The following is a 21,706-nucleotide window of genomic DNA, read 5'->3' as shown; positions in this document are numbered from 1 at the left end:
ATTTTCGGATTGACTCTTTTAGATGCTAGAAGTGAACTTTTCAATTAAGTCCTGTAAGTAATCGTTATATTGTTCTTCGTTTCGTTTTTTCATTTCTTCCAATACTTGATTTAAAAACACTTTGTTGTCCATAAATTGATCCGGCAATGTATCATACAAAAGCTGATGATGATAGTTTTCCTGATCCAAATACAGTTCGAAATAATAGCCTAGTTTGTCCTCTTCATTAAATAAATGCATCATGCATTCCACTTCATAACATTGCATTATAAATTCATGCTTAAAGCCAATCTGTACTGTAAATGCTATATGTCCACCTTCACCATCTATTTTAAAAGGACTTATACTGGAAATTATTTGATTCTGGTCCATAAGCCAATATAGTTGGTTCGCTTGCCGATTCGTTGTATAGCTCGTAATTCCTTGAGGAGCATTTTCAATAAGAAAATGTTTGGCAAGTTTAGCTTGTACAGCTTCTTCAATTGATGATGAAACAGCAATTTTATCAAGCTGCTGACATACACTTTGTAAGAGCGTCGGGCTTTTTTGAATGTGCTCGATTATTTTTTTTAATTGCATTGGAAAAACATTTGGTATATTTGCTAAATCAATAGCCAGTGACATCCCTAGGCCTTTTTTATTTAAACCGAGAGTCAATTTTAACGGTACGTTTTTGGCATAGGATTCATTTTTTTCGATATAGCAAAAAGCCCTTATTGAAAAAGTAAATTCATCTTTATTACTGTCGCTAATTTTTTTGCAAGTCAAATGAGTTTGCATAAGCTCGTCTGATGCTAAAAAGAGCATTGTTTGTTTTGTTTCGGAATTATGCATCGCATCATATCCTCCTGAGTGTACATACCTTTTATGATACTAGGGAATTATTAGGAGTACTAGTATTTTTGTGATAAAAATTATAATTGTTTGATTTGTCCGGCACTCATTCCTGCAATTCTTCCAGTTACAAGTGCAGAGGTAATATTATAGCCGCCTGTGTAGCCATGAATATCTAAAATTTCCCCGCAGAAAAATAGCCCTGGCTTTTTCTTGGAAGCCATCGTTTTAGGTTCAATTTCCTTTACAGAAATCCCGCCGCCTGTGACGAATGCCTTTTCGATAGGCTGGGTGCCATGAACATCCATCGTAAATGCAACAAGTTCACGTGCGAGATTGCGAATTTTCTCTTGTGATAATTCAATGCCAGTTAACGTAGCGTCAATGTCGGCACGCTCCATTAAAAATAATAGCCAACGTTCAGGTACTAGTGACTTCCATAAATTTTTAACAGCCTTTTTCGGTTCGTCTTTAATCGTCTTATTTAACATTTGAAAACATGTTTCTTCATTATAGTCAGGTAATGACTGAATACGTACTTGCACAGGAGCGCTACCGGTTTTGAGCTGCTCCTTTACTATAAACTGACTGCAACGTAATATTGCGGGACCACTTAATCCAAAGTGTGTAAATAACATATCCATTTGATGTGTTACGAGAACTTTCCCTTTTTTATTAAGCACTGAAACAGCCGCATTTCGTAATGCTAATCCTTGCAGTTCACGAGATTGGATAAACGGCTCCTTTGATGTAACAGGTACTTCTGTCGGGTATAAAGTCGTTACTGTATGACCCGCACGTTCTGCCCATGGGTAGCCATCACCGGTTGACCCCGTTTGAGGAACTGCTTTCCCGCCAACTGCTACAACTACAGCATTTGCGCGGATTTCATCGCCACTTTCCAAACGGACACCATAAATCTTTTCGTCATCCATTAAAAGTTTATTAACCGCTGTATGCAAGCGCACTTCCACTTTCAGACGCTTCATTTCGTTTACGAGTGCATTGACAACATCCTGTGCACGATCGGAAACTGGAAACATGCGACCGTGATCTTCTTCTTTTAACGGGACGCCAAGCCCTTCGAAAAATGCAATTATGTCTTCATTGTTATAAACTGTAAAAGGGCTGTATAAAAAGCGACCATTGCCAGGAATATGTTTAATAATTTCTTCTGCTGATAAACGATTTGTTACATTACAACGTCCTCCCCCTGAAATCGCGAGTTTTTTCCCAAGTTTCGAGCCTTTTTCAAGTAGGAGTACTTTTCTATTTTTTTCGGCTGCGGCTATAGCTGCCATTAATCCAGATGGTCCGCCACCAATTACAATCACATCATACATATATTATTTCTCACTCTCTTTTATACAAATTTTCTTTAAACGATTTTTTCTTCTACTTATTATACATGAATTGAAGAAACTATTTGAGTAAATGGCCTTTCACATGTAAACTTGTAAAAGGAAATGCTCGGGAACTATAACAAAGCACAGTCCGTCATTGTCTTTCGAGAACAAAATTTGACTTCGCAAAAGAATAAGACGATTAAATAAAGGTATATTAAGAGAATTTTTATATAGAACGGTAGGTCATTTCATGTCTTCATTAATGAAAGGAACAGCCATATTAACTATCGGTTTGTTTCTGTCAAAGCTTTTAGGATTAATTTACATTTTCCCGTTTTATGCCATTGTAGGTGAAGAAAATATTGTCTTGTACAACTACGCTTACATTCCGTATAACATTATGTTAAGTATTGCCATTGCGGGTTTGCCAATTGCAGTATCGAAATTTGTTTCGAAATATAATGCATTAGGTGATTTTGATGCTGGTCGTCGTTTAGTAAAAACAGGAGCCCTCCTGATGACACTAACAGGAATCATAGCATTTATTTTAATGAATTTGCTTGCAACACCGCTTGCCAATATAGTTATTGATAGTGAAGATCAGACGTTTAGCGTCGAGCAAGTTGCGAATGTTATTAAATGGGTAAGCTATGCATTAATTGTTGTGCCATTCATGAGTTTAGTAAGGGGTTATTTGCAAGGGTATGGGCATTATTTGCCGACATCTGTTTCACAATTAGTCGAACAAATTGTGCGCATTGTCTTTTTACTAGGCGGTGCTTTTATTGTTGTCAATGTTATGGATGGCGATGAAATAACAGCAATCAATTTCTCCGTATTTGCTGCATTTATTGGTGCTCTTGGCGGGCTTGTGACGCTGTTTTATTTTTGGAAAAAGCTTCGTCCTGATATTAAAGCGGTTCAAGTTGTTGCACCGAAAGAGCGTAGACTTCCTTATTCGGATATGTATAAAGAGATTTTCAAATATTCGATTCCTGTTGTATTCGTTGGGTTAGGGAGCTCCTTATTCCAACTTGTGGACCTGCTGACATTCATCCGTGCAATGAACGCCAGTGGGATTTCAGGAGACATCAGTGAAGCCTACTTTACAATGCTTAATTTGTTAACCCAAAAAATAGTCATGATTCCAGTCGTTTTGGCGACAGGGTTTTCGATGGCAATTATTCCGACGGTCACGAAATTTTATACAGAAGGCAATTTGCGACAAGTACACAATGCTATGGATAAGACCTATCAAGTACTACTGTTTATTACGGTACCAGCCGCTATCGGAATCTCGATTTTAGCGGAAGATTTATATCATTTCTTCTACTCCTTTAGCGAGATGGGAACACAAGTGTTAAGCCATTATGCACCTGTGGCTATTTTATTTGCGCTATTTACTGTAACAGCCGCGATACTGCAAGGGGTTAATTATCAAAAATGGGTTATTTTCAGCTTATTAGTTGGCTTGTTCGTAAAGACGGTATTAAATACGCCACTTATCCACTTAATGTCTGTTGATGGAGCCATTTTAGCAACAGCACTTGGTTATAGTGTTACGATAATTATTAATATCTTTGTTATAAACAAAGTGACCAACTACAATGCGAAAGTTGTAGTACGCCGAATATTATTAATTATTATATTAACTATTTTAATGGCATTAGCCGTTTCGTTAACTCATGCAGCATTATCAGCGATTGCACCTGCAACATCAAAACTATTAGCACTGCTTTATGCAGTTGTTTGTGCGACTGTCGGTGTCTTTGTTTATGGTACAATATCCTATAAATTAGGGTTAGCACAGCTATTATTAGGCGATAAGCTAACAAAACTCGCACGTAAATTAAGATTAGTAAAATAAAAATGCGGACGTCTCTAATAAAGGCGTCCCCTTTTTACATGGAGGACAATATGCGTTTAGATAAATTATTGGCAAACATGGGCTACGGCTCACGTAAAGAAGTAAAGCAACTGTTAAAGCAAAAGGCGGTAACCGTAGATGGCATTACTGTGAAGGATTCGGCGATGCATGTCAATCCTGAAAAGCAGGATGTTTCGGTACTGGGCGAACGTGTAGAATATGTAGAGTTTATTTACTTAATGATGAATAAACCACCCGGTGTCATTTCTGCAACAGAGGACCGATATGATCAAACAGTTATTGATCTATTAGATCCAGATTTCCAGCATTTCGAGCCATTTCCTGTAGGGCGTCTGGATAAAGATACAGAAGGGTTTTTACTCATTACCAATGACGGGAACTTAGCACATAACTTATTATCTCCAAAAAAGCATGTCCCAAAATGGTATTATGCCAAAATTGATGGGCTTGTAACAAAAGAGGATGTTGAAGCTTTTGCTAAGGGAGTTACGCTGGATGATGGGTATCATACAAAGCCAGGGGAATTAAAAATACTACACTCAGGTGAGCAATCGGAAATAGAACTCATGATACAGGAAGGGAAATTCCATCAAGTAAAACGCATGTTTGAGGCGGTTGGTAAAACAGTTACCTACTTAAAACGTTTGTCGATGGGACCATTGCAACTGGATGAGCAGCTGGCACTAGGTGAATATCGAGAGCTTACAGAACAGGAACTCAATCTGTTAAGCAAATAAATAAAGTAAAAGCGAATGCCCCGACGAAAAGGCATTCGCTTTTTAGTTCTCTTTATCAAGAACTTGATAAACGTTTACTAAGGATCAACGTTCATAATATTTCATTGTGTAACTGATCGACACCTTACGTTATGTTGGGACAAAATTAGTCCTTTCTCACAAAATAAAGAATCAGCCGCTTTCAAGAATTCTAAGATGTCATTTTTACTTTTTTCTTCGTCGTTGTCCATTTACCTCGACTTGGACTCATTACCAAGTCATTGAAGGCTAACACATTCAAATCTCTTTGAATGGTGCGAGGAGTGATGTTAAACTCTTCGACTAAATCCTGTGTAGTCACTTCTCCTTTATTGAGGATAAACATATACACGTCTTTAATACGATTAAGCATTCTATCAGTAGTTGGTTTCATTTCTAAAAACCACTCCTTCGATCTTAAATTCTCATGGCATAAGACTAGCGGACGACAAAATGTGTGCGGAGTGCACTTAGGCTTTAGTTGTTTGCCTTAGACATCCCCTTTTCTGAAAGTTTGGTCAGAATAGATGTTCCGACACATACATTATAGCGAAAAATTAAATAAAATTCCAGAATTGAGTTGCAATTTTTGATATTTTTACAGAAAATTCATATTTTTAATATTAATAGAAATATAGTTCTTTGTGAAAATGCCAAATGAATATTGTAATTTTGTTAAGAAAGAGTACAATAACAATATTATAAAAATGAGGTGCACTTATGGATTGGTTACAGATGGCAAAAGCAAGAGAACAAGAGCTCATTCAAGAATTACAGCAATTAATTCAAATTGAAAGCGTAAAAGATGAAAATAATTTTTCTGATATAATACCTTTTGGTGTTGGACCTAAAGCAGCACTGGATTTTATGCTGCAAAAAGGTATAGAGCAAGGAATGATAACAAAAAACATTGATAATATGGCAGGTCATATTGAAATGGGCCAAGGTGAAGAAATTGTCGGAGTACTCTGCCATGTTGACGTAGTTCCGGCTGGAGATCTTCAAAATTGGACATACCCACCCTTTGAAGGGCAAGTAGTAGAAGGAAAACTATTTGGCCGTGGTGCAATCGATGATAAAGGTCCGACAATGGCTGCCTGGTTAGCGATGAAATTAATACATGATGCAAAGATTCCATTAACAAAACGTGTCCGAATGATTATTGGTACAGATGAAGAAAGCGGATTTCAATGTGTAACACGCTATTTTGAAAAAGAAGATATGCCAACTGTCGGTTTTGCTCCGGATGCAGATTTCCCATTAATCAATGCAGAAAAAGGAATTGCCCATTTAAGTTTCTCCAGTAAGGAAAAATATTCAAGTGATGAGCAACTTACCTCATTCTATGCAGGAAAACGAACTAATATGGTACCAGACGAAGCAACTGCTATTTTAAAATATGCTGATACGGACTTAAGTGGTAATTTTCAGAAATTTTTAAAAGAAAATGGTGTGGAAGGTACTTTCACTAAAGCGGAAAATGGGATTATAATAGTTGTTAAAGGAAAATCAGCCCATGCAATGGAACCTGAGAAAGGGAAAAATGCTGCTGTTTACTTAACCAAGTTTCTACAAAGTGTTGTAACAACTAAACAAAGTAAAGCCTTTGTGGACTTTATCGTCAGCGTATTTGATAAAGATCATTTTGGAGCTGCATTGGAACTTGATTATGAAGATTCGATGTCAGGACCAACAACATTAAATCCTGGAATTGTAAATTTTGATAAGCATGGAGCATCAATTGAAGTTAGCATGCGTTATTCAGTTTCCTATCCATTTGAAGAAAAAATAACAAGAGTACAATCATTATTACAGCATGAATTATTTACGTTAGATGTTGTGAGTAACTCAAACCCGCATTATGTTAGCGAGGAAGATAATTTAGTCCAAACATTATTGCAAGTGTATCGTAAATACAGCAATGATTATTCGAAGCCACTTTCAACTGGTGGAGGCACCTATGCCCGCGTTATGAAAAAAGGGGTGGCATTCGGGATGTTATTCCCTGGTGAAGCCGATGTTGCACACCAGGCAGATGAATTTGTTGATATTGAAAACTTAATAAAAGCGACTGCCATTTATGCAGAAGCGATTGTAAATTTAGCAACTAACTAATAAAAGGTGGTATTTGAGATGAGCTTTAGTTTATGGAATGATCAAATTATAAAAGATGAAGAAGTAGTAGTAGACAAGGAAGACCGCGGTTATCAATTTGGTGACGGTGTCTATGAAGTAGTAAAAGTATATAATGGTGAAATGTTTACAGCAAATGAGCATATTGACCGTTTTTATGACAGTGCCGAGAAAATTCGTATTGTCATTCCTTATACGAAAGATAAATTGCATCATTTACTTCATCAGTTAATAGAAGTAAACAATATTGATACTGGTCATGTTTATTTCCAAATTACACGTGGTGCAGGTCCACGTAATCATATTTTCCCTGGTGATGATGTAAAGCCAGTATTAACAGGAAATACGAAAGAAAACCCACGTCCATATAAAAACTTTGAAAATGGAGTAAAGGCAACATTTGTGGAAGATATTCGCTGGCTGCGTTGTGATATTAAATCATTAAACCTGCTTGGTGCTGTGCTGGCAAAGCAGGAAGCATTTGAAAAAGGTTGCTATGAAGCAATTTTACATCGTGGGGATGTAATTTCAGAAGGTTCTTCTTCAAACATATACGGAATTAAAGAGGGCGTGCTTTATACACACCCAGCAAACAATTTAATTTTAAATGGGATTACACGTCAAGTTATCATTAAATGTGCTGCAGAAATCGGGTTACCGGTGAACGAACAGCCAATGACGAAAGAACAGCTTCTTGCAATGGACGAAGTAATCGTATCATCAACTACTTCTGAAGTAACACCAATTATCGAAGTGGATGGTACCGTTATTGGTAATGGTACACCAGGGGATTGGACACGAAAATTACAAGCTCAATTTGAAACAAAAATTCCAAAAGGAATTAATGCATAGTTGTCAAATTAAATATTTTAGCGTGTTGCTTATTAGCAATACGCTATTTTTTTTGTACAATAACCTGTAAAATATAAGTATTAATGATTAGCAATGAATTTAGGGAGAAGATAAAATGGCTCAGTTAGTAAAACTTCAGGATTATATTTCACGTTATGAAATTGATTTAGCGCGTTATCCAACACAATTTATACGCTTAAAGCAAAACCAGTGGGATCGGGTAAAGTATCAATGGCAAGCGGGTGAAATGATTGAGCGTTGGGAACATATAGAGGAAGACAATGTTCAGGAAGAGAAAAAAACTTCACTGTTCCAAAAATTCTTCCCATTTAAAAAAGATAAACTTAGTGAAGAAAGTGAAGAACAAGAAGATATTGAAAAAGTAACGATTTCAAATGATTGGGCAGTGGAAAATGATGAATTTCAAGAAGAGGAAACAACGTTATTATTTGAACCGAATATCGTATATACACCACAAACTATAGAAGAGTTAAAGAAAATGTTTATAGATCAGTTTTTCCACTTTCAAATGAAATGGGCCAGCTCGACATTACGAGAAAAATCCTATGTAGATCCAAAATATATGCGGGATACATTGTTGCGTTCAATGTTACAAACATTACCTGATAATTATTTGATTTTTTACTTCCCGATATTAAGAGTGAAAAAAGCACCAATAGAATTGGACGTTATCATTTTAACGCCAACAGAATGCTTATGCATTACTTTATTAGAACAAGAGGAGCAGGCTGTATTTATTGCAAATAGCGAGCGTTTCTGGACTAAAAAAGTAGGCAAAAATGAGAAAAAGCTTTTAAGTCCACTAATTCAATTAAACCGTATGGAAAAAATAATCGACCAAATCTTTGTTCAAAATAATATTGAATTACCAATTCGTAAAGTATTACTAACAAGAAATGGCTATATTGATTATCCAGGGACAATGTATGGTATTTCATTTGTTGATAAACGGAAATTCCCGGAATGGATGAACTACTTGAAACGCTCTGTTTCACCGATGAAGCATATGCAAATTCGTGGAGCCCAGGCCATTTTAAATGCGGCTCAAACAACTTCATTTAATCGGGATATTTGGAATACAGAAGGTAATAAGGAAGATTAACAAAACAATTTAAATAGTAGCTATTCTTTATTTACATATTAGCTTGATTGTTATTTAAATATCGGGTCTAAAAAAGCATGGAGTTTAGCAAAAATCGTTTTTATAAGCTATAATATGAGACATGCAAACAACAGAAATGAGGATAAGTAAGTGAGATTAAAGCATAAACCATGGGCAGCAGATTATATTCAGGAACATCCGGATGTGATTATCCCAAACCCTGAGCATTATAAAGGGAAATGGAATGAAGTATTTGGTAATGACAACCCAATTCATATTGAAGTGGGTACTGGCAAAGGACAATTTGTATTAGGGATGGCTCTTCAAAACCCTGATATTAACTATATTGGAATTGAATTATTTGATAGTGTTATAGTATGTGCCTTGGAAAAAATCGTAGCAGCAGACAAACCATCGAATTTGCGTTTGTTAAAAGTCGATGGTGCAAAGCTAGAAGAGTTTTTCGGAAAAGGGGATGTGGACCGTGTATATTTGAATTTCTCGGATCCATGGCCAAAAGTGCGTCATGCGAAACGTCGATTAACACATGGCGGTTTTTTGAAAATTTATGAAAATGTTTTAGTCGATAACGGGGAAATCCACTTCAAAACGGATAACCGTGGTCTTTTTGAATATTCGCTAGTAAGTATGAATGAATACGGCATGGCATTAAAATATGTTTCTTTAGATTTGCATGCGAATATGCCGGAAGATAATATTATGACAGAGTACGAGGAAAGATTCTCGAAGCTCGGTCAACCAATTTATCGACTAGAATGTCAATTCAAAACTAAATAATTTATGATTTAGGGGGATGGAGAAATGGATCGATTTGAATTTCACAACATGACACTAACATGGATACATGGGGGTGTTACAGCACTAGATGGCGGGGCTATGTTTGGGGTAGTGCCAAAAGCACTGTGGTCTCGTAAATATCCGGTAAATGAACTGAATCAAATTGAATTAGCATGTGAACCAATCTTAATTCAATATGAGGGGAAAAATTATTTAGTGGATTCTGGTGTTGGTGCCGGAAAATTAAATGAAAAGCAACTTCGCAATTTCGGCGTTTCGGAAGAATCAACTATTGAACCAAGCTTAGCTAAAGTCGGTTTGCAGCCAAGTGATATTGATGCAATTTTAATGACACATCTTCATTTTGATCATGCAGGCGGTTTAACTAAGTGGGAAGGTGACAAGCTTGTTCCTGTCTTCCCGAATGCTGTAATCTACACAACACAAATCGAGTGGGATGAGATGCGCAACCCGAATATTCGCTCGAAAAATACGTATTGGAAAGAAAATTGGGAGCCAGTACAACATTTAGTTAAAACTTTTGAGGGTGAGCTTGAAGTAGCACCAGGTCTAAAAATGATTCATACGGGTGGCCATAGTGAAGGACATGCGATTATTCGCCTAGAGCAAAATGGTGAAGTGGCGCTACATATGGCGGATATTATGCCAACCCATGCCCACCAAAATCCGCTATGGGTATTAGCGTATGATGACTATCCAATGACGAGCGTATTTGCAAAGGAAAAGTTACTGAAAGAAGCACTGGAAAATAACTACCGATTTATTTTCTATCATGATGCGTATTACCGTATGATTCAATGGGATACTTCGGGCAAGGAAGTTATCGATAGCTTAGAACGCTCTAAAGAAGCTTTGATAAAATAACCATAAAAGCGCCCGCATGATTATTTCATGCAGGCGCTTTTTCCATCAATTTCGTACATATAATATTTATACGAAGACAAATTTCGTCATCGCATTTATATTTTTAAACTTGTTTAATATCCACAATTGCACCAGAACGAGCATCAGCTGCAAATTCGTAGTTTTCTATCTCCCCATTCATCGTACGGGAAATACCACCGCGGTATACTGGTGTTTCTGTAAAGCCATTACTAAAGTTTTCAGTTTTCATGTAAATCCAAGAACCATCAATCGGTGCCTGCTTTTTAAATTCATCTTTAATATTTGTTAAAATATGATCAGGATTTGCGTATGGCGCAACGCGATTGCTCATTTCCTTTACGATGACAGCGGCTGCCACCCCAGTTACAAGTCCTATTGTAAAATCTTTTAAGTTCATCTCAAAAACCTCCTCAAAATATTCACTATACTTACTTTAACATACTCATAAAATAGTGTAAAAAAAATAGAAGGTTCGAAAGTCGAAATACTCAATTAATTTTGTGTTATAATATGTGCAAATCTACTTTTAGAGGTGTTACATAATGAATCAAGACACACTGGCCCTATTTAAAACTTTAACAGAACTGCCTGGAGCACCAGGTAATGAACGTGCGGTTCGAAATTTTATGCGTTCAGAATTAGAAAAATATTCAGATGAAATTATTCAGGACAATTTAGGTGGCGTTTTTGGAGTCCGTCAAGCAAAGGATGAGAATGCACCAAAAATTTTAGTGGCAGGTCATATGGATGAAGTAGCGTTCATGGTTACTTCCATCACAGATAATGGAATGATTCGTTTCCAAACGCTTGGTGGCTGGTGGAACCAGGTAATGCTGGCACAGCGTGTGACAGTCTATACTAAAGAACTTGAAATTCCAGGGGTTATTGCATCAATTCCTCCACATTTATTAACAGATGCAGAGCGTTCAAAACCGATGGATATTAAAAATATGCTAATCGATATCGGAGCGGATTCAAAAGAAGATGCGATAAAGTTAGGGGTACGTCCTGGTCAATCAATTATTCCCGTATGTCCATTTACACCAATGGCAAACCCTAAAAAAATAATGGCGAAAGCTTGGGATAACCGTTATGGTTGCGGATTGGCAATCGAGCTTTTAAAGGAACTTCATGGAAAAGAAGTGAATAGCCATATCTATTCCGGTGCAAACGTAATGGAAGAAGTCGGGTTGCGCGGTGCTGCAGTTTCAGCAAATATGATTAAGCCAGACTTATTCTTTGCATTAGATGCCTCACCAGCAAATGACACATCTGGTGATAAAAATGAGTTTGGACAATTAGGCAACGGTCCATTATTACGTATTTTTGACCGTTCAATGGTGACTCATCGCGGGATGCGCGAATTTGTTTTGGATACAGCCGAAACAAATAAAATTCCTTACCAATATTTCGTATCTCCAGGTGGTACGGATGCAGGACGTGTGCATACGCAAAATGATGGAATCCCTTCTGCTGTAATTGGAATTTGTTCCCGCTATATTCATACATCCGCTTCCATTATTCATGTGGATGATTATGCAGCGGCAAAAGAGCTGCTTGTAAAGTTAGTTCAATCGGCAGATCGTTCAACAATTGATTCAATACGTGCAAACGTATAAAAAAATAGAAGAATATATTATAATACAAGGATGTGAAATAATTGCATCCTTGTTTTTTTGTGAAATTGACGGGATAGCAATAAGCAATCTACATAAGGAAACGGTTTTTAAGAACTGTTTCTTAATTGAAACAACTTGGAGATGAAAAGATGAAAGTAGCAGTCGGAACGAAAAATAAAGCGAAAGTTGGCGCTGTCGAAGCAATTGTCAAGCAGTTCTTCCCAGAAGCTACAATAGAGAGTATAGATGTCCCTTCTGATGTATCTATTCAACCTTTTTCAAATGAAGAAACAAGACAAGGTGCCATTAATCGTGCACGTAATACAATGATGAAAACAAATGCCGATATAACATTTGGCCTTGAAGGTGGGGTTGATGAAATTGAAGGGACAATGTATTGCTGTAACTGGGGAGCTGTGAATTTAAAAGATGGAACGATTATTGCTAGTTCTGGTGCGCAATTTGCGTTGCCTGAAGAAATCGCACGGGAGCTTCGGATAGGGAAGGAACTTGGACCTGTCATGGACGTCTATACTAATATTGAAAATATTCGTCACCATCAAGGTGCAGTTGGCATCTTTACACATAATTTAATCGATCGTAAAGCAATGTTTGAACATATCGTGAAGCTATTAGTTGGACAAGTATTATTCAAAATGAGCAGAGATCAAAACGAACAAATGTAAATCATTTTCGTTGCATTGCAGGTTGAAAAATTATTATGATACGATAGAAAGTCTGAAAGAGGGGGGAAACTATGGGTCGTAAATGGATACAAGCAGCTTTACTTATCGTAATAGTTGCTGTTTTGACTGCGTGCAGCCTATCAGTTGAGGACCAAGCTATAGCTGGAATGGAAAATGCCGAAACGGTGTTCAGTAGTGAACCAAAAGAAGTGAATAAATCAATTGGACATATAGAGCTGTACTTGCCAGCGGGGTATAGTATTGAAAAAGGAATTGATGAATTAAATTATACAATTCTAAATGGTAAAGATTCATATATTTTATTTGTAAACCAAAATGAAACAAATGATAGTCAGCTGCATTATGATATTTTTAAGAGCGAGAGTACAGGTAAAATCGTGGAGGAAAAAACCTTCAAGTCTGATGATCTATTCGGGTTTTCAGGAGTTGTAGAGCAATCTAAAGGGAAATATGAACTCATCGCTAATTTAGGCGGGGTTAAATTATCAACAATTTCCGAAGACAAAAAATTGGATACCAAAATTCAGGAAATGATGGAAATTGTACAGACTGTCAACGTTATTGATTAGCTTGAAGCATTGCGCAAAGTATTCGTATTGCTTTTTTGCTACAATGGGTTAAGTAGATGAAACGGTTCACATTTGTGGACCGTTTTTGATTAGATAAAGGAGTGGTTGAATGGAATCGAAGCAATTAGTAGCTGAACTAAAGACTAAATTGGGTGAGGCTAATTTTACATTCACATTCGATGAGAAGCACGATAAATTGCGTCTGGATCACAAAAAAATCGGAAAAGGAATGGACATTTTTTTACCGGAAATAGTGACGAAGTACAAAACGAAAAAAAATCAGGCTATTGATGAAGTTGTTTATACAATTGAACAAACCTTTTTAGCAATGGAACGAGAAGAGGAGCAAGGTTTTGGAGGATTGGCTTCAGTATATCCTATTATTCGTTCCACATCCTTCCCCAAAAAATCAAATGAAGGCCATACCTTTGTAATGACAAGTCACACTGCTGAAACTCGTATTTATTATGCACTTGATTTAGGGACAACTTATCGTTTAATTGATGAATCAATGCTACCAAAATTAAGTGTATCAGAGGAGCAGATCCGCGAAGCTGCCCGTTTTTCTGTAAAAAAATTGCCGACTTCTGTAAAACGTGATGAAGTTTCGGGCAATATCTATTATTTTTTAAATCAGAATGACGGTTATGATGCGAGCCGTATATTGAACGAAAGCTTTTTAAAGGAAATGGAAAGTAAAATTGAAGGAGAAATGACAGTATCTGTGCCACACCAGGATGTATTAATTATTGGTGATATTCGAAATGAAGTAGGGTATGATGTATTAGCGCAGATGACAATGCATTTCTTTACAGTTGGCGCGGTTCCGATTACGAGCTTGTCATTTGTATATGAAAACGGTCATTTAGAACCAATATTTATTTTAGCGAAAAACAAAGTAAAAAAGGAGCAAGAAGAAAAATGAAAGTAGCATACAACAAAACACATGTAGGAGATGTCCTATTAGTTCAGTTAGCAACAGAATCCATTGTAAAAACAGAGGTTGAACGTGCTGGTGACGTAGCCATCTTAAAAGAAGAATCAACTGGTGAAATAAAAGCATTCAACCTTTTCAATGCTAGCAAATATTTGGACTTGGATGTAGCAGGCAATGTGGAAGTTACACCTGAATTAGTGCAAAAAATAGAGACAGCCTTAACGACTAATGGTGCAGAAATTTCTTTGGATGTAGATTTCTCCCCTAAATTCGTTGTAGGTTATGTAGAAGCAAAAGAAAAACACCCAAATGCTGATAAACTAAGTGTATGTAAAGTAAATGTAGGTGACGAGACATTACAAATCGTATGTGGCGCACCTAATGTTGAAGCTGGCCAAAAAGTAGTAGTAGCAAAAGTCGGTGCGGTTATGCCTTCAGGGTTATTAATTAAAGAAGGAAATTTACGTGGAGAAGATTCATTTGGTATGCTTTGTTCGGCACGTGAACTAGCAATTCCAGGTGCTCCAGAGGTAAAAGGGATTTTAGTCTTAGAGGATTCTGCCGAAGTAGGTAGCCCATTCGAAATACCTTCTCGTTAGGGGAAGATAAAAGTTAGTATGTTGAGCCTAGCCTCTTCATACTAACTTTTTTTATGTTTAAAAATATGAGTGACAAAGCGCATTTATACTGCAAATATGATATGCTTTTGAGGTGTATAAATCTTATATACATATAAAGACCGTTTAAATAATGAAATTTGAATGGCAACGTTTTTAAGGAAAGTAGTGGGTATTTATGAGCTGGATAAAAAATAAATTTAATAAATTGTTTAAGATGGATTTATATGAAGAATATGATGAACAAGAAAGTTATACAAACACCGATACCAACGAACAAAATAAAGTGCAGCCTGACTTTAATGAGCAGGCAGATCGAGATCGTAAGAAAAAAGCATTTCGATTCCCTTTAATTGAAGATGAATTTAAAGAAGCAGAACAAAAAGAAGAGCAACAGCGCCAAACAACTAGCTTTTATGATGAAGACAATGAAAAGCTTTCATTGCCAAGTTATTTGCAGAAGTCTTCTGCTGGCCGTGAAATCTATGATGTGGAAGTCTCTGGTATTGGAGAGCTGCTGGAGCGACGCCGTAAAGGAAAAGGACATTCAAATGTCATACAGAAGAATGATCCAGTACGCCGAATGCCAATTCTGAAAGAAGATCGTGAAAATTTACGCAAAAAACCGACGCTTGAAGAAAAACATGTCAGCAACCAAGCTGCGAAACCAATTGAATTGAGAAAACGCTTTATTCCTACAGATGTACCTTCGCCTGTACATGGATTTAAAAAGCCAACACCCATTGAAAAGCTAATCGAAAAACACCAAGAGGCGGAAGAACAGCAAAAAAATGAAGTACCTGAATTAACAGTAAATATTGAACCTGAAAATATTGAAGCGCTCAATCAATTTTCTGAAGAAGCTGTTGAACATTCTACTGAACCGGTACAACAAGAAACAGTTGAACAAAGTACAAGTGAAGAGTTGTTACAACATAGTGAAATTGTAATTGAGACGGAAACAAGTAGTGAAAAAGAGCTTATTCTGTTTGAAGTGGAAGATGACGTTTCGGAACAACAAGATCTAACTGAAGCGACAGATAATAAAGACCTATCACCGCCTGATATGGTGATAGAAGAAGTAGAAGAAAAGGAAACAATAGAAGAGACTACTGCTGCAGAAACTATGAATGATGTACAGGTAAAACATGTAACGATTGAAAATTCCACAATTCATATCGGTCAATTAAATGTTGAGCAAATTCCTTCGACAGACGAAAGTACTGTAATCGAGCAAAAGAGTGAGGAAACAGTAAAACCTGTCAGTACGGGAAGTCGTCTGCCATTCAATGTTGTCATGTTGAAATCAGATAAACAAAAGTTGCTAACAAAGAAATTTGTCGAGCAACAATTAAGTCAACAGAAGCATATTGTTATAGAGTCGGAAGTAGTAGAAGAAGGCATTAAAGAGGATATTGAAGAGGGTAACGGTCAAAATGAATTGGTAAATTCTGAGATGACTATGACCACTACATTTAACAATGAAGTCGCTACCACTCAACGATTGGATAATGAGCAGAATAATCTTATAGATACAAATCCATTAGCCCTATCTGATGGACAGGAAGAAGATAAAACTGAAACAATTATCTTACAACATGAACCGTTACAAAAGGGTGTAGACAGCGAGGTACGAACAGAACCAATAAATGACTTGCCTTTGACTTCTGTTGGTTTATTGGAGCGTGATGAAAATGTGCAGCAACCATTGGAAGAGTTGCTCGAAGTAGCCGCTACTACGGAAGTTCAGGAATTACCTTTAATTGAACATAACAGCGAGGAAGCTATAGAAACTCCTCAATTGCCAAAACGGATCCCTTATGTGAAACCACCACTTGAGTATTTAGTGCCACCTGAGGAAATGGTAGAAGATCGTGATTGGATGGACGAACAGGGAGAGAATTTAGTCGAAGCATTATCCCACTTCCAAATTCAGGCGCATATTGAGTCAATCGTGCAAGGACCTGCTGTAACGCAGTTTGAAATCACAGTCGGGCAAGGGACTAAAGTAAGTAAAGTCCGTAATTTAACTGATGATATTAAACTGGCGCTAGCTGCAAAAGATATTCGAATTGATGCACCAATTCCAGGGAAACGTTCAATTGGGATTGAAATTCCAAACCGGATTTCCCGTTCCGTACGATTATCTGAAGTGACGGATTCAGCATCGTTTACTAATTCTGATTCTCCATTAGAGGCTGCTTTAGGTTTGGATTTAACAGGTAAACCTGTAACCATTGATTTACGAAAAATGCCACATGGTCTTATTGCAGGGGCAACAGGCTCTGGTAAGTCGGTATGTATTAACTCGATTTTAGTGAGTTTACTATATAAAGCAAATCCTAATGAATTAAAACTAATGTTAATTGATCCAAAAATGGTTGAATTGGCACCGTTTAATCATATTCCGCATTTAGTAAGTCCTGTTATAACGGACGTTAAAGCTGCTACTGCCGCACTAAAATGGGCAGTGGAAGAAATGGAAAGACGATATCAGTTATTTATGCATAGCGGTGCACGTAAAATAGAAGCATATAATAAAATGTGTGACGCAAATGGAATGTATGCACAAAAGCTCCCATACTTGTTGATTGTAATAGACGAGTTGGCGGATTTAATGATGATGTCTCCTCAAGATGTAGAAGATAGCATTGTTCGAATTACTCAAAAGGCTCGCGCTGCAGGGATACATTTAATTGTTGCAACACAGCGCCCTTCTGTGGATGTCATTACAGGACTAATAAAATCCAATATTCCAACACGTATTGCCTTTTCAGTATCATCTCAAATTGACTCTCGTACAATTTTGGATACACAAGGCGCAGAACGCTTGCTAGGGCGAGGGGATATGTTATATTTAGGAAATGGAATGTCCGCTCCTACCCGAATTCAAGGTACATTTGTTACTGATGATGAAATAGAGGAAATTATTGAGTATGTACGTGAACAGGGAGAGCCACAATATATATTTAAGCAAGAAGAATTATTAAAACGCTCTGAAACAGTAGAGGACCAAGATGAATTGTTTGAAGAAGTATGCCGATTTGTATATGAACAAGGCTCAGCGTCGACATCACTTTTACAACGTCGTTATCATATAGGCTACAATCGAGCGGCAAGACTAATAGACATGTTAGAACGTCAAGGCTTTGTTTCTGAACCAAAGGGAAGCAAGCCGAGAGATGTATTTATAACTGAGGAAGATTTAGTTGAGCAATTTGGCGGATAAGCTACAGGATAATTGAATGATAATAAATTTAGAATTGTCGTTCAATTATTGTTACGTATATTTGGTGCTATAATGTAGGCATAACTTTGAAAACAATAAATTAATAATTTCAATGGGATCAATGCATCCTAGGAGGGTTTTAACAATAATGACACGCTATCATTTTACAGGTATTAAAGGTTCAGGAATGAGTTCACTTGCGCAGATTTTATTTGATGCTGGAGAGCAAGTACAAGGTTCTGATGTAGATACGTATTATTTTACAGAGCAACCTTTACGTGACCGAGGAATAGAAATTCTAACATTTGATGAAAATAATATTAAAGAAGGCTTAACAGTAATTGCAGGTAATGCATTTAATGATGACCATCCCGAATTAGTGCGTGCACGTGAATTAGGTTTAGAGGTTATCCGTTATCATAAGTTTTTGGGTGAGTATAGCAATCGCTATACATCTATTGCTATTACTGGGGCGCACGGTAAAACATCAACAACTGGTTTAATGAGTCATGTTGTAGGAGGCTATATGCCAACTTCTTATCTAATAGGAGATGGTACGGGTTCTGGTACACAAGATGCATCGTACTTTGTAATGGAAGCATGTGAATACCGCCGACACTTTCTAGCCTATCATCCGGATTATGCTGTAATGACGAATATTGATTTTGATCACCCAGATTATTTTACGAGCATTGATGATGTATATGATGCATTCCAACAATTAGCATTACAAGTGAATAAAGCAATCATTGCATGTGGAGATGATGAACAGCTTCAAAAAATTCAAGCGAATGTACCAGTTGTGTATTATGGTTTTGATTCTGCCAATGATTTTTCAGCTCGTAATATTGAGAAAACAACTGAAGGTACTGTGTTTGATGTATATGTTCGCAATGAATTTTATAGTAAATTCTTTATTCCACTATTTGGGGATCATACAATCTTAAATTCATTAGCGGTTATTTCACTCTGTCATTATGAAGGCATACCAGCAAATTTAATTCAGGAACGACTTAATACTTATGGAGGGGTAAAACGCCGCTTCACGGAATCAAAAATTGGCGACATTGTTTTAGTAGATGATTATGCACACCATCCTACTGAAATTGCGGCAACTTTACAATCCGCACGTCAAAAATATCCAGAACGTAAAATCGTTGCGATATTCCAACCACATACTTTTACTCGAACAAAAGCCTTTTTGCAAGATTTTGCGGATAGTTTAAGTGGGGCAGATACAACATATTTATGTAATATTTTCGGTTCTGCTCGTGAAAAACAAGGTGAACTTTCCATTGAAGACTTAGCTTGCCTTATCGAAGGGTGCACTGTACTGACTCTTGATACAATTGACGATCTTAAAAAGCATGGAAATGCCGTGTTCCTTTTCATGGGAGCGGGAGATGTTCATAAATATCAAGATGCTTTCGAAGCTATTTTGAAATAAAAAAGAAAAACAGCTTAACCTGGATTAGAGGATAAGCTGTTTTTCATACATAAATGATAGAACTAATATTTATAATGGGTTTTATTAACTGATGGAATGGGAAATATGACAATATGGACAAAAGGCACATTCATTTTTGAGTGAGTGAAAAAAATATATGATTGTAATAATTTCACGAGTGAAAAACTTATATTTCGTGTAGTTTTGGCGAAATATGTTTTCAAAGAAAAGGATTGTCAGGTTTTTTGTCGAATGTTTAAATGGACTAGATATAGGAGGTAACATTATGGAAGTACTACTTTATATAGCTGCATTAGTAGCTGCAATCGGATTTTTAGTGTTATGTGTAAGCATCGGTATGACACTGTTTTCTGTAAAGAATACATTGAATTCTATTGCCGGAACGGTTGCTGGAATTGAAGGGCAAATGGAAGGCATTACCCGTGAGACGACCAGCTTACTTACAAAAACAAATGCATTGGCTGATGATATTTCTGAAAAGTCGGAGAAGCTTAATTCTGTAGTCCACGCTGTTAAAGGGGTAGGCGATTCTGTAAATAGTTTAAATTCATCGGTACAACGCATTACTACATCAATTTCTACAGAAGTTCACAAAAATGAAGATAAAATTGCACAAGTTGTTCAGTGGAGTAATGTCGCAATGGGTATCGCGGATCAATGGCGTCAGCGTAAGCCAATTAACGATGAAGATATTATTTATACGAGTACTAAAACAAATGAAACACCACCAAATATGAAGGCAAAATCAAAATTTGGGTTTTTGAAAAGAAATAATGGGTAAATTATTTTAAAATGTCAAGGGGGAGTATTATTATGGAAGAAAAACGAGTTAACTATCAACAGCTTAATGATTCAATTTATGATGATGAAAAAATTCATGTAAAAGATTTTGTAATTGGGGCATTAGTTGGTGGAATTGTAGGGGTAGCCACTGCGTTATTATTAGCTCCAAAAACAGGCAGTGAAATGCGCAACGATGTAGCGGTACAAGCTGTAACTTTGAAAGATAAAAGTATCGAGCTTTCCGGGACAGCAAAAGAAAAGACTGCTCAACTGTCTACTCAATTAAAAGAACAATCTTCATCAATTGTTGAAAAAGTAAAAGGGAAAACAGTAAAACAACCGCCAGTATTTGATGATGGAACAGCATCTTCCGAAGGGGAAGAACCATTACCTTTAGACGAAGTTGCTAAAGTAGATGATCCAAAATCTCAGGCAATAGCTGCTGAAAATGCAGACCCTGATAGTGTAAATACAGATCCTGATCTTGCAAATTCTACACGTCATACTGATATGTAATAAATGCAAAAAGGCTTCCAATAAATGTTGGAAGCCTCAGATTGTCGACAAAAGGCATCGAGAGCTCGTCTCTCGATGCCTTTTGTCATTTCTTTTATCAAATTAAGCTCCGAAGTTCTGTAAAAGGTCTCCTTTTCGAGGGAAGATGCCCTCATCTAAGCTCCTTGCCAAGTCCATGTGGCAAGTTTCTTCAAATTCATGGCAGCAAAAGTAAGCATCGCCTGCATGGACAATTTTTTAAGGCCTCTTAGTGTTGTCCATCGCATACCATGCTTCTCTTTCGCATCCGCAAAGACACGTTCAACTGTCTCTTTTCGTTTTGCATAAATGGATTTAATTTCATGATGATGACGAAGATGTTCGGCTTCTTCTAGATAATCTGCCCAAATATGTCGCTGAATCATTTTCGTATGATTTTTACTTTCCGTACATTGTGCTAGAAATGGGCAATCCGCACAAACCGCTGGATTCGATTTGTATTGGCGATAGCCTTCTTTCGTCGTCATTGTATAGCGCAACATCTGGTCATTCGGGCAAATATAGCAATCATAATGTTCATCATAGACATACTCATGTTTACGGAAGAAGCCATCTTTCGTTTTCGGTCTTGTATAAGGAAGAACAGG

21 protein-coding genes are annotated in these 21,706 nt (G+C 36.9%); 16 read left to right on the top strand and 5 right to left on the bottom strand.

Annotation, left to right across the window (positions count from 1 at the left end; translation table 11 throughout):
- Positions 1 to 18: 18 nt before the first annotated feature.
- Both SNE38_RS17380 and SNE38_RS17375 read right to left on the bottom strand, forming a co-directional pair.
- Positions 19 to 834: a cysteine methyltransferase gene (locus SNE38_RS17380; protein ID WP_191705205.1), complete on the bottom strand. Its 816-nt coding sequence runs from the start codon at positions 832 to 834 to the stop codon at positions 19 to 21.
- A gap of 80 nt (positions 835 to 914) precedes the next feature.
- On the bottom strand, positions 915 to 2,177 hold the full coding sequence (locus tag SNE38_RS17375) for a BaiN/RdsA family NAD(P)/FAD-dependent oxidoreductase (RefSeq protein WP_336046989.1): 1,263 nt from the start codon (positions 2,175 to 2,177) through the stop codon (positions 915 to 917).
- Between the two features lie 253 nt (positions 2,178 to 2,430).
- On the opposite strand from SNE38_RS17375, the gene SNE38_RS17370 reads away from it, so the two are divergent.
- Entirely contained in the window at positions 2,431 to 4,047 is a 1,617-nt protein-coding gene (locus tag SNE38_RS17370) for a putative polysaccharide biosynthesis protein (RefSeq protein ID WP_191705203.1), read from the top strand.
- Positions 4,048 to 4,097: 50 nt separating this feature from the next.
- The gene (locus SNE38_RS17365) at positions 4,098 to 4,805 is read left to right on the top strand and encodes a pseudouridine synthase (RefSeq protein WP_191705202.1); all 708 of its coding nucleotides are present in this window, start codon (positions 4,098 to 4,100) and stop codon (positions 4,803 to 4,805) included.
- Between the two features lie 190 nt (positions 4,806 to 4,995).
- On the opposite strand, the gene SNE38_RS17360 is transcribed toward SNE38_RS17365, so the two are convergent.
- Complete coding sequence (locus SNE38_RS17360; RefSeq protein ID WP_008408196.1) at positions 4,996 to 5,217, bottom strand: DeoR family transcriptional regulator; 222 nt, start codon at positions 5,215 to 5,217, stop codon at positions 4,996 to 4,998.
- Positions 5,218 to 5,543: 326 nt separating this feature from the next.
- On the opposite strand from SNE38_RS17360, the gene pepV reads away from it, so the two are divergent.
- From pepV to SNE38_RS17335, 5 genes are all read left to right on the top strand, one after another.
- Positions 5,544 to 6,938 (top strand): dipeptidase PepV, encoded by a 1,395-nt coding sequence (pepV, locus tag SNE38_RS17355; protein ID WP_336046988.1) that lies wholly within the window; start codon positions 5,544 to 5,546, stop codon positions 6,936 to 6,938.
- 18 nt (positions 6,939 to 6,956) lie between these two features.
- Positions 6,957 to 7,808 (top strand): D-amino-acid transaminase, encoded by an 852-nt coding sequence (dat, locus tag SNE38_RS17350; protein ID WP_336046987.1) that lies wholly within the window; start codon positions 6,957 to 6,959, stop codon positions 7,806 to 7,808.
- Positions 7,809 to 7,923: 115 nt separating this feature from the next.
- On the top strand, positions 7,924 to 8,931 hold the full coding sequence (locus SNE38_RS17345; protein ID WP_191705199.1) for a nuclease-related domain-containing protein: 1,008 nt from the start codon (positions 7,924 to 7,926) through the stop codon (positions 8,929 to 8,931).
- 150 nt (positions 8,932 to 9,081) lie between these two features.
- Entirely contained in the window at positions 9,082 to 9,729 is a 648-nt protein-coding gene (trmB, locus tag SNE38_RS17340) for a tRNA (guanosine(46)-N7)-methyltransferase TrmB (protein WP_191705198.1), read from the top strand.
- A gap of 24 nt (positions 9,730 to 9,753) precedes the next feature.
- Positions 9,754 to 10,614: a YtnP family quorum-quenching lactonase gene (locus SNE38_RS17335; RefSeq protein ID WP_336046986.1), complete on the top strand. Its 861-nt coding sequence runs from the start codon at positions 9,754 to 9,756 to the stop codon at positions 10,612 to 10,614.
- 103 nt (positions 10,615 to 10,717) lie between these two features.
- Here the strand turns inward: SNE38_RS17335 and SNE38_RS17330 are convergent, their stop codons facing one another.
- A complete protein-coding gene (locus SNE38_RS17330) occupies positions 10,718 to 11,032 on the bottom strand; it encodes a hypothetical protein (RefSeq protein ID WP_191705196.1) in 315 nt (104 codons plus the stop codon).
- A gap of 145 nt (positions 11,033 to 11,177) precedes the next feature.
- Between SNE38_RS17330 and SNE38_RS17325 the strand changes: the two genes are divergently transcribed.
- From SNE38_RS17325 to SNE38_RS17285, 9 genes are all read left to right on the top strand, one after another.
- A complete protein-coding gene (locus SNE38_RS17325) occupies positions 11,178 to 12,254 on the top strand; it encodes a M42 family metallopeptidase (protein ID WP_191705195.1) in 1,077 nt (358 codons plus the stop codon).
- Between the two features lie 149 nt (positions 12,255 to 12,403).
- A complete protein-coding gene (locus tag SNE38_RS17320) occupies positions 12,404 to 12,940 on the top strand; it encodes a DUF84 family protein (protein WP_336046997.1) in 537 nt (178 codons plus the stop codon).
- A 71-nt stretch (positions 12,941 to 13,011) separates the two neighbouring features.
- A complete protein-coding gene (locus SNE38_RS17315; RefSeq protein ID WP_336046985.1) occupies positions 13,012 to 13,530 on the top strand; it encodes a hypothetical protein in 519 nt (172 codons plus the stop codon).
- 109 nt (positions 13,531 to 13,639) lie between these two features.
- A complete protein-coding gene (locus SNE38_RS17310; protein ID WP_191705192.1) occupies positions 13,640 to 14,455 on the top strand; it encodes a DUF1444 domain-containing protein in 816 nt (271 codons plus the stop codon).
- Positions 14,452 to 15,066, top strand: coding sequence for a YtpR family tRNA-binding protein (gene ytpR, locus SNE38_RS17305; RefSeq protein WP_191705191.1), 615 nt, complete (start codon positions 14,452 to 14,454; stop codon positions 15,064 to 15,066). The genes SNE38_RS17310 and ytpR overlap by 4 nt, the downstream gene beginning before the upstream one ends.
- A 196-nt stretch (positions 15,067 to 15,262) precedes the next feature.
- Complete coding sequence (locus tag SNE38_RS17300) at positions 15,263 to 18,313, top strand: DNA translocase FtsK (RefSeq protein ID WP_336046983.1); 3,051 nt, start codon at positions 15,263 to 15,265, stop codon at positions 18,311 to 18,313.
- 148 nt (positions 18,314 to 18,461) lie between these two features.
- Entirely contained in the window at positions 18,462 to 19,760 is a 1,299-nt protein-coding gene (gene murC, locus SNE38_RS17295; protein ID WP_191705189.1) for a UDP-N-acetylmuramate--L-alanine ligase, read from the top strand.
- A 286-nt stretch (positions 19,761 to 20,046) separates the two neighbouring features.
- Entirely contained in the window at positions 20,047 to 20,562 is a 516-nt protein-coding gene (locus SNE38_RS17290; protein WP_191705188.1) for a DUF948 domain-containing protein, read from the top strand.
- A 32-nt stretch (positions 20,563 to 20,594) separates the two neighbouring features.
- Positions 20,595 to 21,080 (top strand): YtxH domain-containing protein, encoded by a 486-nt coding sequence (locus SNE38_RS17285; RefSeq protein WP_191705187.1) that lies wholly within the window; start codon positions 20,595 to 20,597, stop codon positions 21,078 to 21,080.
- A 155-nt stretch (positions 21,081 to 21,235) separates the two neighbouring features.
- On the opposite strand, the gene SNE38_RS17280 is transcribed toward SNE38_RS17285, so the two are convergent.
- Positions 21,236 to 21,706 (bottom strand): transposase (locus SNE38_RS17280; RefSeq protein ID WP_336046981.1); only part of this gene is annotated, 471 nt, incomplete at its 5' end.

The organism is Solibacillus ferritrahens, from assembly GCF_037027585.1.
Classification (GTDB): Bacteria; Bacillota; Bacilli; order Bacillales_A; family Planococcaceae; genus Solibacillus; species Solibacillus ferritrahens.
This window is presented reverse-complemented; position numbering and strand designations above follow the sequence as displayed.